Source organism: Enterobacter wuhouensis (assembly GCF_004331265.1).
Classification (GTDB): domain Bacteria; phylum Pseudomonadota; class Gammaproteobacteria; order Enterobacterales; family Enterobacteriaceae; genus Enterobacter; species Enterobacter wuhouensis.
On the sequence record NZ_SJOO01000002.1, the window covers coordinates 24,084 to 37,782 of the forward strand.

At 58.4% G+C, this 13,699-nt stretch carries 11 protein-coding genes; 9 read left to right on the plus strand and 2 right to left on the minus strand.

The window, feature by feature from the left end:
- Nucleotides 1-89: 89 nt before the first annotated feature.
- Entirely contained in the window at nucleotides 90-1,046 is a 957-nt protein-coding gene (locus E0L20_RS04055) for a VirK/YbjX family protein (RefSeq protein ID WP_131632838.1), read from the plus strand.
- On the opposite strand, the gene E0L20_RS04060 is transcribed toward E0L20_RS04055, so the two are convergent.
- On the minus strand, nucleotides 1,043-2,701 hold the full coding sequence (locus E0L20_RS04060) for an ATP-dependent endonuclease (RefSeq protein WP_131632839.1): 1,659 nt from the start codon (nucleotides 2,699-2,701) through the stop codon (nucleotides 1,043-1,045). The genes E0L20_RS04055 and E0L20_RS04060 overlap by 4 nt on opposite strands.
- A 291-nt stretch (nucleotides 2,702-2,992) precedes the next feature.
- On the opposite strand from E0L20_RS04060, the gene aqpZ reads away from it, so the two are divergent.
- From aqpZ to hcr, 4 genes are all read left to right on the plus strand, one after another.
- On the plus strand, nucleotides 2,993-3,688 hold the full coding sequence (aqpZ, locus tag E0L20_RS04065; protein WP_131632840.1) for an aquaporin Z: 696 nt from the start codon (nucleotides 2,993-2,995) through the stop codon (nucleotides 3,686-3,688).
- A gap of 176 nt (nucleotides 3,689-3,864) precedes the next feature.
- Complete coding sequence (locus E0L20_RS04070; protein ID WP_131632841.1) at nucleotides 3,865-4,764, plus strand: LysO family transporter; 900 nt, start codon at nucleotides 3,865-3,867, stop codon at nucleotides 4,762-4,764.
- 144 nt (nucleotides 4,765-4,908) lie between these two features.
- Nucleotides 4,909-6,561, plus strand: a complete 1,653-nt coding sequence (gene hcp, locus E0L20_RS04075; protein ID WP_131632842.1) for a hydroxylamine reductase — start codon at nucleotides 4,909-4,911, stop codon at nucleotides 6,559-6,561.
- Nucleotides 6,562-6,571: 10 nt separating this feature from the next.
- Nucleotides 6,572-7,540, plus strand: coding sequence for an NADH oxidoreductase (gene hcr / locus E0L20_RS04080; protein WP_131632843.1), 969 nt, complete (start codon nucleotides 6,572-6,574; stop codon nucleotides 7,538-7,540).
- A gap of 90 nt (nucleotides 7,541-7,630) precedes the next feature.
- Here the strand turns inward: hcr and E0L20_RS04085 are convergent, their stop codons facing one another.
- Complete coding sequence (locus tag E0L20_RS04085) at nucleotides 7,631-8,065, minus strand: DoxX family protein (protein ID WP_131632844.1); 435 nt, start codon at nucleotides 8,063-8,065, stop codon at nucleotides 7,631-7,633.
- Between the two features lie 152 nt (nucleotides 8,066-8,217).
- Here E0L20_RS04085 and poxB point away from each other — a divergent pair, with 152 nt between their 5' ends.
- The 4 genes from poxB to E0L20_RS04105 all read left to right on the plus strand — a co-directional run bounded on the left by poxB (nucleotide 8,218) and on the right by E0L20_RS04105 (nucleotide 13,645).
- Nucleotides 8,218-9,936 (plus strand): ubiquinone-dependent pyruvate dehydrogenase, encoded by a 1,719-nt coding sequence (gene poxB, locus E0L20_RS04090; RefSeq protein ID WP_131632845.1) that lies wholly within the window; start codon nucleotides 8,218-8,220, stop codon nucleotides 9,934-9,936.
- Between the two features lie 154 nt (nucleotides 9,937-10,090).
- A complete protein-coding gene (gene ltaE / locus E0L20_RS04095) occupies nucleotides 10,091-11,092 on the plus strand; it encodes a low-specificity L-threonine aldolase (RefSeq protein WP_131632846.1) in 1,002 nt (333 codons plus the stop codon).
- Nucleotides 11,093-11,102: 10 nt separating this feature from the next.
- Entirely contained in the window at nucleotides 11,103-12,539 is a 1,437-nt protein-coding gene (locus E0L20_RS04100) for an SDR family oxidoreductase (protein WP_131632847.1), read from the plus strand.
- A gap of 92 nt (nucleotides 12,540-12,631) precedes the next feature.
- A complete protein-coding gene (locus tag E0L20_RS04105; protein WP_131632848.1) occupies nucleotides 12,632-13,645 on the plus strand; it encodes an NAD-dependent epimerase/dehydratase family protein in 1,014 nt (337 codons plus the stop codon).
- The last annotated feature ends 54 nt before the right edge of the window (nucleotides 13,646-13,699 follow it).

Genomic DNA, 13,699 nt, shown 5'->3' on the forward strand with positions numbered 1-13,699 from the left:
CTGTTTCCCTAAATCGTCACAATTTGTTTACGAGACGTTGATAGTTCGCCTGCTGAAATAGAGAAATTCCACAAGAAGCAGGATCTATCATGTCTTCCATCGTCGATACACCTTATTCACACCTGCCACAACCTAAATCCGGCTGGCAACTGTTCAAAAACCTGGCATTCGGGAAAATCACCCCCGGGCTTGCGTGGCAAAACCCGGCCTATCGACGCAAGTTTATCCTGCGCTCGCTGGCGACACCGTTCAGTACGGCGCGCCTGCTGGCAAACCTGGCAAAACAGCCCCGCCTGATGCAAATGCTCCAGGTGCAGCCAGGGCTTCCCTGCCGCCTGCATCGCCCGTGGCTGACCGTGAATATGGATCGCCAGCACGCGCTGGAATCGCTTAACTGGCACTATCAGACGATGAACCGCACGCTTCCGGCGACCTTGCTAAACGGCTATCTGTCCAAACAGGGGATCGCCCTGCTTACGTTAACCGGTAAAGATGAACGGCAGTTTACCGTTCGCCTGTGCGCAGACGCGTTCCTGGATAAAGAAGGTGAAGCCACCCTCTCCTTCTGCGACGAACAGAACACGGTGCTGGCGGAAATGACCTTCACGCTGTGCCAGTTTGAAGGGAAAACCACGCTCTTTATCGGCGGCTTGCAGGGCGCGAAAGCGCATGTTCCCCATGAGCTGATCCAGGGCGCGACCAAAGCGTGCCACGGCCTGTTCCCGAAACGCCTGCTGGTTGAAGCCGCCATGACGCTCGGCGCGGCGTTCCCGGTTGAGCAGATTGTCGCGGTGAGCAACGCCACGCACATCTACCGCAGCTGGCGTTACCGCAAGAAAAAAGAGGGCAAACTGCTGGCAGATTACGACAGCTTCTGGCTCTCTATCGGCGGTGAAAAGCAGGACAACGGTAACTTCGCGCTGCCGCTCACCATGCCGCGCAAACCGATGGAAGAGATTGCGAGCAAAAAACGCTCTGAATATCGCCGTCGCTATGAGCTGCTGGATAGCCTGATTGCTCAGGCAGCCCGGGCAGCCCGCGGCTAATCGGCTCTCCCGCGTGCCAGCCAGAGCACGCGGGAGAACATTTTACGCAGCAGCGTGGGCACGGACTCCACGCCCCGCCTTCCCGCTTCCGTCGCCACTTCTATCGCTAAATCCGGTTTTGACGAACGATGAATGGCCTTGGCGATGACCCGCCGCATATTCATCGGCACATCCACGGGGATCATCGCCACGCGATGAAAGACGTCGTCGAATCCCTGGCGGTACATGAAGTGCTCCATGTCCATCGCGGGCAGAATGGTCAGATGCTCACGTTCCTCTTCCCGATCGTTGTTGAGCAAGCCGCGCACGGTCGCGGCATACTTTTTACCGGCCTCATCACCGTCTACCAGCACGTGCCACTCAATGCCCATCCTGCGGGCGAACTTGATCAGCGGCTTTAAGCCCGACTGCGCAAACTCGATAACCTTAATCCCTTCCGCATCAAAGTGGTGTCCGCACTGGCGCGCCAGCTCGTTGATCACCCAGGTTTCGGTCTCTCCCTCCACCAGCAGCCAGCAGCGGGCAAACAGCGACGACGCCCGGTTAAAGCGAATATGAAACGCGATGCGGCGTCCGTCTTCCGCGCTCAGGCCCCCCGGCCCGAGCCGGAAAGCAGAGACGCGGGACGACTCGCGCACCAGACGACAAACATATTCCACCGGCGTGAGCGATAGCAATTCACCTGAATTGGTGGTCGTGATGCGCTGGAGCGGGAGCAAATTAAGCAGATGCCAGGCCACGGAAAGCATAATCGGGTGCAGGCGCGTTTCCGGGTCCTCCACCAGCAGCAGCGGGCGCGCATCGCGATCCAGCCGAACGGTGCCCTTAGCCTGCAGCAGCGTGGAGAAGAGCCCAAGCAATATCACCCGATGGGTGCGCCCTCCTGGCCGGTCGATCATCCGGTTAATGATGTCGAGATAGCGCCAGCTTCGCTGTTCATCGTGAGAGCGGCGGCGCATCAGGCGATGGCGTGACTGCCCCGTTCCCTGCTCGGAAAAGTAATGTTCCAGCAGCTGTACCATCGCGGAAAGCCCCTGACGGATCTGGCCGTCAGTCAGATTCTGCGGGCGCGACACCAGTTCCCGTGCAAGAAAATCCAGCTCGCGGGCGGTAACCTCAACATCCGGCATATTGGGCACCGTACCGTTACGAATACGACGCATAAAGCGCGCATCACGCAGGCGCAGTACGGGCGACAGGCGAATTAAATGCCGGGCCAGGTCGTCAATATCATCCAGCGGGATGGGATTGCCTTTCTCATCAAGGAATTCGCGCAGGGTGAGTACGCCTTCGTTTTCGGCCATCTCCCCTTCGAGACGATAGAAAATGCGATGATAATCATCATCGCACGGCACCCAGCACGGCGACATTGGCCGGAAGCGGCGCACGCGATGACGCCCCGGCTCAGACTCCCGGAAGGTAAGAATGATGTGCAGGTGCTTCTCGCGCCCGTTGACGTCGCCCGGCGGAAACCAGAAGTCATCATGGACGAAGTGGTACAAATCTTCTTCGGGGGAAAGCAGGAGCGTCAGCGCGTCGAGCAGGCTGGATTTCCCCCACGCGTTTTCCCCGATCAGGACGTTGTTCTGCTCCAGCTGCAGCGACAGGCGGTTGATACCGCGAAACCCGACAATTTCCACACGTTCGAGAAGCATATATCCCCCGCGAGATGAGCACTTTTTCCTTTAAGTTATCAGCAGTATAGCGGCAGGATGTGGGGTACGACAGTAGAATATACGACCACCTTATATTTGGACTATGCTCTATTTACCTCCTGATTGAACAAGGAATAACATCACATTGCCTTAAATCAAATTAAACGAATTTATTTAAGTGGCGAAGGGATGTTGTTGGTTTCAAAATAATGGCTCTTTGAGTCGTCATCCCTTTATGGCGATACAGCCCGTGCGCGGGAAAGCGTGCGGAAGTTTATTATTGAGGTGGTTATGTTTAGAAAATTAGCGGCAGAATGTTTTGGTACATTCTGGCTGGTGTTTGGCGGCTGCGGTAGCGCAGTACTGGCAGCAGCGTTTCCGGAATTAGGCATTGGTTTCGTCGGCGTCGCGCTGGCGTTCGGGTTAACGGTCTTAACCATGGCATTCGCGGTAGGACATATTTCCGGCGGTCATTTTAACCCTGCTGTGACGCTGGGCTTATGGGCGGGCGGTCGTTTCCCGCTGAAAGACGTATTAGGCTATATTATTGCCCAGGTTATTGGCGGCATTATTGCTGCGGCGGTTCTGTACGTGATTGCCAGCGGCAAAGCAGGCTTTGACGCCGCGGCCAGCGGCTTCGCCTCTAACGGCTTCGGCGAACACTCTCCTGGCGGCTACTCCATGCTGTCTGCCATCGTGATTGAAATTGTGCTGACCGCAGGCTTCCTGCTGGTGATCCACGGCGCAACCGACAGGCACGCGCCGGCGGGCTTTGCGCCAATCGCGATTGGTCTGGCGCTGACGCTGATCCACCTGATCTCCATTCCGGTAACCAATACCTCCGTCAACCCGGCGCGCAGCACCGCGGTTGCTATCTTCCAGGGCGGCTGGGCGCTTCAGCAGCTGTGGCTGTTCTGGGTGATGCCCATCATCGGCGGTATTCTGGGCGGCGTGCTCTATCGCACCCTGCTGGAAAAACGCGATTAATTAAGTGCGGCCTGTAATGTCGGGTGGCGCTAACGCTTACCCGACCTACGTGAGAGTGCACTTGTAGGCCGGGTAAGGCGTAGCCGCCACCCGGCTTTTTTTTGCCGCTTTACTGAACAGCCTTTATTGGGTAGTGTCTCTGGCGCTTAACAGATACTCACAAGGACCGGCTGTTCATGTTTTCAGGACTCCTCATTATTCTGCTGCCCCTGATCGTGGGCTACCTTATCCCGCTGCACCGTGAATCCGCATTGAGGCTCATCAACCGTTTTCTCAGCTGGATTGTCTACGTCATTCTTTTTTTCATGGGGATAAGCCTGGCCTTCCTGGATAACCTGGCCGCAAATTTATTGTCCATCCTGCATTATTCTGCCGTCACCGTGGCGGTTATTTTGCTCTGCAATATTGCCGCGCTGTTTTGGCTAGAACGTACTATTCCGTGGAAAAATACGCACCATCAGGAAAAACTGCCTTCGCGTATTGCGATGGCGCTGGAATCCTTAAAACTGTGCGGCGTTGTGGTACTCGGCTTTCTTCTTGGACTTACCGGATGGGCATTTTTGCAGCACGCCACGGAAGCCAGCGAATATACCCTGATCTTCCTGCTGTTCTTGATTGGTATTCAGCTGCGAAATAATGGCATGACGCTAAAACAGATTGTCCTTAATCGTCGGGGAATGATGGTAGCCGTTGTCGTGATCGCCAGTTCGATGGTCGCCGGGATAATAAACGCCTTTATTCTCGATTTGCCGTTGAAAACAGGCCTGGCGATGGCGTCCGGGTTTGGCTGGTACTCGCTTTCCGGTATTCTGCTGACCGAATCCTTTGGCCCGGTGATTGGCAGCGCCGCCTTCTTTAACGATCTGGCGCGCGAGCTGATTGCCATCATGCTGATCCCGGGGCTGGTGCGCCGCAGCCGCTCTACCGCACTGGGCCTGTGCGGCGCGACGTCCATGGACTTTACCCTGCCGGTACTGCAACGCTCCGGCGGCCTGGAGATGGTGCCTGCCGCCATCGTACACGGCTTTATTCTGAGCCTGCTGGTTCCCGTTCTGATGGCGTTCTTCTCCGCCTGATACCCCTCTGGCGGTAGGTTTCCTGCCGCCAAAATTGCGCTAAATCAATATCCCTCTATTTTGTAGAAGAAAGGTCTTTTCACCGTTCTGGCACAGGCATAATCTTAAACATGTATATCAAATATAACTTTAACAGGTGTGATTATGTTTTGTGTGCAATGTGAACAAACCATCCGTACCCCGGCAGGCAACGGCTGCTCTTACGCACAGGGTATGTGCGGTAAAACCGCAGAAACGTCAGACCTGCAGGATCTGCTGATTGCCTCCCTGCAGGGTCTCTCCGCATGGGCATTCAAGGCCCGCGAATTCGGCATTGTTGACCACTACGTCGACAGCTTCGCCCCGCGCGCATTTTTCTCAACGCTGACCAACGTTAACTTCGATTCTCCGCGTATTGTCGGCTACGCCCGCGAGGCCATTGCCCTGCGTGAAGCGCTGAAAGCCCAGTGCCTGAACGCCGATGCGAACGCACGCGTAGAAAACCCAATGTCAGAGCTGCAGCTGGTGAGCGACGACCTGGGCGACCTGCAGCGTCAGGCGGCAGAATTTACCCCGAACAAAGACAAAGCGGCGATTGGCGAGAACATTCTCGGCCTGCGCCTGCTGTGCCTGTACGGCCTGAAGGGTGCCGCGGCCTATATGGAACACGCGCACGTGCTCGGTCAGTACGACAACGACATCTACGCCCAGTACCACAAAATTATGGCGTGGCTGGGCACATGGCCTTCCGATATGAACGCGCTGCTGGAGTGTTCAATGGAGATCGGCCAGATGAACTTCCGCGTGATGAGCATTCTGGATGCCGGCGAAACCAGCACCTACGGCCACCCGACGCCAACGCAGGTCAACGTGAAAGCGACCGAGGGCAAGTGCATCCTGATTTCCGGTCACGATCTGAAAGATCTCTACAACCTGCTGAAGCAGACCGAAGGCACCGGCGTTAACGTCTATACCCACGGTGAGATGCTGCCCGCGCACGGCTACCCGGAGCTGCGTAAATTTAAGCATCTGGTCGGTAACTACGGCAGCGGCTGGCAGAACCAGCAGGTTGAATTCGCCCGCTTCCCTGGCCCAATCGTGATGACCTCCAACTGCATCATCGACCCAACCGTAGGCGCGTACGATGACCGCATCTGGACCCGCAGCATCGTCGGCTGGCCGGGCGTGAGCCACCTCGAAGGCGACGATTTCGGTCCGGTTATCGCTCAGGCGCAGCAGATGGCCGGCTTCCCGTACAGCGAAATCGAACACCTGATCACCGTCGGCTTCGGTCGCGAAACCCTGCTGGGCGCTGCCGATTCCCTGATTGACCTGGTGAGCCGCGAAAAACTGCGCCACATCTTCCTGATTGGCGGCTGCGACGGCGCGCGCGGCGAGCGTAACTACTTCACCGACTTCGCCACCAGCGTACCGGACGATTGCCTGATCCTGACCCTGGCCTGCGGCAAATACCGTTTCAACAAGCTGGACTTCGGCAACATCGAAGGGCTGCCGCGTCTGGTGGATGCCGGTCAGTGTAACGACGCTTACTCTGCCATCATTCTGGCCGTCACCCTGGCAGAGAAGCTGGGCTGCGGCGTGAACGATCTGCCGCTGTCGCTGGTGCTGTCATGGTTCGAGCAGAAAGCAATTGTCATCCTGCTGACCCTGCTCTCCCTGGGCGTGACCAACATCGTCACCGGCCCGACCGCGCCAGGCTTCCTGACGCCGGACCTGCTGGCGGTGCTGAACGAGAAATTTGGTCTGCGTTCCGTGACCAACGTTGAAGACGATATGAAGCAGCTGCTGAGCGCGTAAGGAGAGAGTCATGACCATGCCAACCTCACAATGTCCGTGGCGGATGCAGGTTCATCACATCCATCAGGAGACGCCGGATGTGTGGACGCTGTCGCTGCTGTGTCACGACTACTATCCGTACCGTGCAGGTCAATATGCGCTGGTCAGCGTCCGCAACGCTGCGGACACCCTGCGCGCCTACACGATCTCCTCCACGCCGGGCGTGAGCGAGTACATTACGCTGACCATTCGCCGCATTGATGACGGTGCAGGCTCTCAGTGGCTGACCCGCGACGTGAAGCGTGGAGACTATATCTGGCTGTCCGACGCGCAGGGTGATTTCACCTGTGACGATAAAGCAGAGGATAAATTCCTGCTGCTGGCGGCGGGCTGCGGCGTAACGCCGGTGATGTCGATGCGCCGCTGGCTGGCGAAGAACCGTCCGCAGGCTGACGTGCAGGTGATCTTCAGCGTACGCTCGCCGGAAGACGTTATTTTTGCGGAAGAATGGCGCAATTATCCGGTGACGCTGGTGGCGGAAAACAATGCGACGCACGGTTTTGTGCCCGGCCGCCTTAGCCGCGAGCTGCTGCAGAGCGTGCCGGATATTGCGAACCGCACCGTGATGACCTGCGGCCCGGCGCCGTACATGGATATCGTCGAGAAAGAAGTGAAGGCGCTTGGCGTGACCCGCTTCTTCAAAGAGCAGTTCTTCACGCCCGTGGCGGAAGCGGCAACCAGCGGGATTCAGTTCACCAAGCTGCAGCCTGCCCAGACCTTCTTTGGCCGCGTGGGCACCACGCTGCTGGAGGCGCTGGAAAGCAATAAGGTTCCGGTGGTGGCAGCCTGTCGCGCCGGCGTGTGCGGCTGCTGTAAGACGAAGGTGGTTTCCGGTGAGTATACGGTCACCAGTACCATGACGCTGACCGAGGCTGAAATCGCCGAGGGTTATGTGCTGGCGTGTTCGTGCCATCCGCAGGGCGACCTCGTCCTTGCATAAGCGTTAAACGTTCGATCGTAGGCCCGGTAAGCGTCAGCGCCACCGGGCTTTTTGTCGGGTGGCACTGCGTTTACCCGACCTACAATCACCCTACCGCCATGCGGGCGCTTTACCCAGCGCAAACCGCCCTGCCCCTAAAAACGCCACTGCCAGCGCGCCGATAAAGAAGTACACCAGGCTTTCAATGGCCCATGCGCCCACGGCATCGAGCGCAAAGGTTTTGCCCGTTCCGACCATCAGCCACGCGACAATCATCGTAAACGCCAGCACCAGCGCGGCCGGGCGCGTAAAGAGCCCGATAACAATCAGGATCGGCGCGACCACTTCGCCAATCAATACGCCATAGGCGATAAACCCCGGCAGTCCCTTTTCCACCAGCATGCCGCTGATAAATTCCACCCCGCCAAATAACTTATGCAAACCGTGAAACAGCATCAGCCCACCGACGGCAAGTCGTAACAAGAGTTTGCCAAGATCGTCGCACGTTAGCTTTTCATTAACAGCAATTAACAATGATTTAACCATTTGAAATGATTCCTGTTTTCACCCGAGGTATCACCAGATTATGCCGAATAATTGCGCGTGAAAAGCACCTTTTAATTGGGGGTATTTGGCGGGCAATACGCAGACTTTCTTCTAAGCTTGTAAGCGATATCACAAAAAGGAGAAGGACACCCATGAAACAAACCGTGGCTGCATACATAGCAAAAACCCTCGAACAGGCTGGCGTTAAGCGTATCTGGGGCGTAACCGGCGACTCGCTGAATGGACTGAGCGATAGCCTCAATAAGATGAAAACCATCGAGTGGATGCCCACACGCCATGAAGAGGTGGCCGCGTTCGCCGCGGGTGCCGAAGCGCAGCTTACGGGCGAGCTGGCCGTTTGCGCCGGCTCCTGCGGGCCGGGAAACCTGCATTTAATTAACGGCCTTTTCGACTGCCATCGTAACCACGTGCCGGTGCTGGCCATTGCCGCCCACATTCCCTCATCCGAAATCGGCAGCGGCTATTTTCAGGAGACGCATCCGCAGGAGCTGTTCCGCGAGTGTAGCCACTACTGCGAGCTGGTTTCATCGCCAGAGCAGATCCCGCAGGTGCTGGCGATTGCCATGCGCAAAGCCGTGCTGAACCGCGGCGTTTCGGTCGTCGTTATCCCCGGCGACGTCGCGCTCAAGGCCGCACCTGAAGGGGCCAGCAGCCACTGGTATCACGCCCCGCAGCCCGTCGTGACGCCTGCGGAAGAGGAGCTGAAAAAGCTGGCGCAGCTGCTGCGCTACTCCAGCAATATCGCCCTGATGTGCGGCAGCGGCTGCGCGGGGGCACACAAAGAGCTGGTGGAATTTGCGGGCAAGCTAAAAGCGCCGATCGTCCACGCCCTGCGCGGCAAGGAGCACGTGGAGTACGACAACCCGTACGACGTGGGCATGACCGGCCTGATCGGGTTCTCCAGCGGTTTTCACACCATGATGAATGCCGACACGCTGATCCTGCTCGGCACCCAGTTCCCGTACCGTGCCTTCTATCCGTCGGATGCCAAAATCATCCAGATCGACATTAATCCCGGGAGCATCGGCGCGCACAGTAAAGTGGATATGGCGCTGATCGGCGACATCAAATCCACCCTCGCCGCCCTGCTGCCGCTGCTGGAAGAAAAAACGGACCGCAAGTTCCTTGATAAGGCGCTGAGCGACTATCGCGACGCGCGCAAGGGGCTGGACGACCTCGCCAAACCGAGCGACAAAGCCATTCACCCGCAGTATCTGGCGCAGCAAATCAGCCACTTTGCTGACGACGACGCCATCTTCACCTGCGACGTCGGCACGCCAACCGTCTGGGCGGCGCGCTACCTGAAGATGAACGGCAAACGCCGCCTGCTCGGCTCGTTCAACCACGGCTCGATGGCGAACGCCATGCCGCAGGCGCTGGGCGCGAAAGCCACCGCACCGGAGCGTCAGGTGGTAGCAATGTGCGGCGACGGCGGCTTCAGCATGCTGATGGGGGATTTCCTGTCGGTCGTGCAGATGAAGCTCCCTCTGAAAATCGTGGTCTTTAACAACAGCGTGCTGGGCTTCGTGGCGATGGAGATGAAGGCCGGCGGCTACCTCACGGACGGCACCGAGCTGCACGACACCAACTTCGCGCGCATCGCCGAGGCCTGCGGCATCACCGGCATTCGCGTCGAGAAAGCCTCCGAGGTGGATGAAGCCCTGCAGCGCGCCTTCTCCATTGACGGTCCGGTGCTGGTGGATGTCGTCGTCGCCAAAGAAGAGCTGGCAATCCCGCCGCAGATCAAGCTCGAGCAGGCTAAAGGCTTTAGCCTGTATATGCTGCGCGCCATCATCAGCGGGCGCGGCGACGAAGTGATCGAACTGGCAAAAACCAACTGGCTCAGGTAAAAATATCCTTTTAAAGTCATACGCAAAACCATTCATGTCGCATCAAGGCGGTAAGCCCGAAAATCCCCAGGAGCATAGATAACTATGTGACTGTGGTTTGAGGGCTAAGCCAACGCCGAGGCGGCGTGAAGGGTGAAGCGTATAAGGATATGACATGATTGATTTACGTAGTGATACCGTAACCCGCCCGAGCCGCGCCATGCTCGAAGAGATGATGGCCGCCCCGGTCGGGGACGACGTCTACGGCGATGACCCGACGGTCAACGAGCTGCAGCGCTATGCGGCAGAGCTGAGCGGCAAGGAGGCGGCCCTGTTCCTGCCAACCGGTACGCAGGCTAACCTGGTCGCGCTGCTCAGCCACTGCGAGCGCGGCGAAGAGTACATTGTCGGCCAGGGCGCGCATAACTACCTGTATGAAGCGGGCGGCGCGGCGGTGCTCGGCAGCATTCAGCCCCAGCCGATTGACGCCGCGCCGGACGGTTCCCTGCCGCTGGATAAAGTCGCGGCAAAAATCAAAGCCGACGATATTCATTTCGCCCGCACAAAACTGCTCAGCCTCGAAAACACCCACAACGGCAAAGTGCTGCCGCGCGAGTACCTGAAAGCAGCGTGGGACTTTACCCGCGAGCGCAGGCTCGGCCTGCACGTTGACGGCGCGCGCATTTTTAACGCCGTGGTGGCGTACGGCTGCGAGCTGAAAGAGATTACGCAATATTGCGACTCGTTCACCATTTGCCTCTCTAAAGGTCTGGGCACGCCGGTGGGCTCTCTGCTGGTGGGTAACGCAGACTACATCAAGCGCGCCAACCGCTGGCGCAAGATGACCGGCGGCGGCATGCGTCAGGCCGGTATTCTGGCGGCTGCCGGGCTGTATGCCCTGAAAAATAACGTGGCGCGCCTGAAGGACGATCACGACAACGCCGCGTGGATGGCTGCGCAGCTGCGCGAAAGTGGTGCCGAAGTAATGCGTCACGACACCAACATGCTGTTCGTGCGCGTCGGTGACGAGCACGCCGCCGCGCTGGGCGAATTTATGAAAGCACGCGGCGTGCTGATCAACGCCTCACCTGTTGTGCGCCTGGTGATGCATCTCGACGTGAGCCGCGAGCAGCTGGCGGACGTGGTGAAACACTGGCAGGCGTTTTTACAGCGATAAGGAGCATCACGTGCCGCAACGCATTCTGGTGCTCGGCGCCAGCGGGTATATCGGTCAGCATCTCACCGCAGCGTTAAGCCAGGAGGGACATCAGGTGCTGGCAGCGGCACGCAGCACGGAGCGCCTGCAAAAGCATCGTTTGCCCGGCGTGACCTGCCACAACGTCGATCTCAACTGGCCGAAGGCGCTACCCGCCCTGCTGGAAGGGGTCGACACCCTTTACTACCTTGTGCACAGCATGGGCGAAGGCGGGGATTTTATCGCCCACGAGCGTCAGGTGGCGATGAACGTCCGCGATGCCCTGCTGCAAACGCCGGTGAAGCAGGTGATTTTTTTAAGCTCGCTACAGGCCCCCGAAAGCGAGCAGTCCGATCACCTGCGCGCCCGTCAGCTCACGGCAGATACCCTGCGCGGCGCGAACATTCCCGTCACCGAACTGCGCGCCGGGATCATCGTCGGGGCCGGTTCCGCCGCCTTCGAAGTGATGCGCGATATGGTTTATAACCTCCCGGTGCTTACGCCGCCGCGCTGGGTGCGCTCACGCACCACGCCGATTGCGCTGGAGAACTTGCTCCACTATCTGGTGGCCCTGCTGGATCACCCGACAGACCAGCACCGCGTGCTGGAAGCCGCTGGCCCGGAAGTGCTGAGCTACCAGGAGCAGTTTGAGCATTTTATGCGCGTCAGCGGCCGCCGACGGTGGCTGGTTCCCGTCCCCTTCCCGACCCGCTGGATCTCGGTGTGGTTTTTAAACGTCATTACGTCGGTACCGCCGACCACGGCAAAAGCGCTGATTCAGGGGCTAAAACACGATCTGCTGGCCGACGATCGCGAACTGCGGGCGCTGATCCCGCAAAATTTGATCCGCTTCGACGACGCCGTACGCAATACGCTGAAAGAAGAGGAGAAGCTGGTGAACTCCAGCGACTGGGGCTACGACGCGCAGGCCTTTGCCCGCTGGCGGCCGGAGTATGGCTACTACCCGAAACAGGCGGGCTGCACGGTGAAAACGTCCGCAAGCCTTGCAGACCTGTGGGAGGTCGTGAATCAGATAGGCGGAAAAGAGCGCTACTTCTTTGGCAATATTCTCTGGCAGACGCGCGGCGCGCTCGATCTGCTGGTAGGCCATCGTCTGGCGAAAGGTCGCCCGGCCGCCCCGTATCTGAACGTGGGCGATACGGTAGACAGCTGGAAGGTGATTATCGTTGAGCCAGAGAAACAGCTGGCGCTGCTGTTCGGCATGAAAGCGCCGGGGCTGGGCCGGCTCTGCTTCACGCTGAAAGACAAAGGCGACCACCGGGAACTCGACGTCCGCGCCTGGTGGCATCCCCACGGAATGCCCGGCCTGTTCTACTGGCTGTTGATGATCCCCGCCCACCTGTTTATCTTCCGCGGAATGGCAAAACGTATCGCGCAGCTGGCAGAACAAAAGACGGAAAAGAAGTAAATAAAACTCTTATTCTTTCACCTTTCCCATTGCAACACGTCGTAATTCACGAAAGAATGCGCACGAAATTCTTTTCAACACAGTGGATTGATATGAAGGTACTGGTTACCGGGGCGACCAGCGGCTTAGGCCGAAATGCGGTCGAGTTTCTGCGCAACAAAGGCATCAGCGTCAGGGCCACCGGTCGCAACGAAGCGATGGGTAAGCTGCTGCAAAAAATGGGCGCAGAATTTGTCCATGCCGACCTGACGGAGCTGGTCTCCTCTCAGGCCAAGGTGATGCTCGCCGGTATCGATACGCTGTGGCACTGTTCCAGCTTTACCTCTCCGTGGGGAACCCAGGAAGCCTTTGACCTCGCCAACGTGCGCGCCACGCGCCGTCTGGGCGAATGGGCGGTTGCCTGGGGCGTGCGTAACTTTATTCACATCTCCTCCCCGTCGCTCTATTTTGACTATCACCACCACCGCGACGTTAAGGAAGATTTCCGTCCCGCGCGGTTTGCCTGCGAATTTGCCCGCAGCAAAGCCGCCAGCGAGGAGGTTATCGACCTGCTGGCACAGTCGAACCCGCATACGCGTTTTACCATACTGCGCCCGCAGAGCCTGTTTGGGCCGCACGACAAAGTATTTATCCCGCGCCTGGCGCAGATGATGCACCACTACGGCAGCGTGCTGCTGCCGCGCGGGGGCGATGCGCTGGTGGATATGACCTACTACGAAAACGCCGTGCACGCGATGTGGTTGGCGAGCCAGCCGGACAGCGACAGGCTGGTGTCAGGCCGTGCCTATAACATCACCAACGGCGAACCCTGCACCCTGCGCAGCATTGTGCAGCGCTTAATTGACGAGCTGCAGATAGACTGCCGCATCCGTTCCGTCCCTTATCCAATGCTGGATATGATCGCCCGCAGCATGGAGCGCTTTGGCAGTAAGTCCGCCAGGGAGCCCGCGCTGACGCACTACGGCGTGTCGAAGCTGAATTTTGATTTCACGCTGGATATTTCGCGCGCGGAGGCTGAGCTGGGGTATAAGCCGATTGTGACGCTGGATGACGGGATTGTGCGCACGGCGGCGTGGCTGCGGGATCACGGGAAGCTTCATCGCTAGCCTTTTTGCCCGGTGGCGGCTTCGCCTTACCGGGCCTACAACTGCACCGTACTG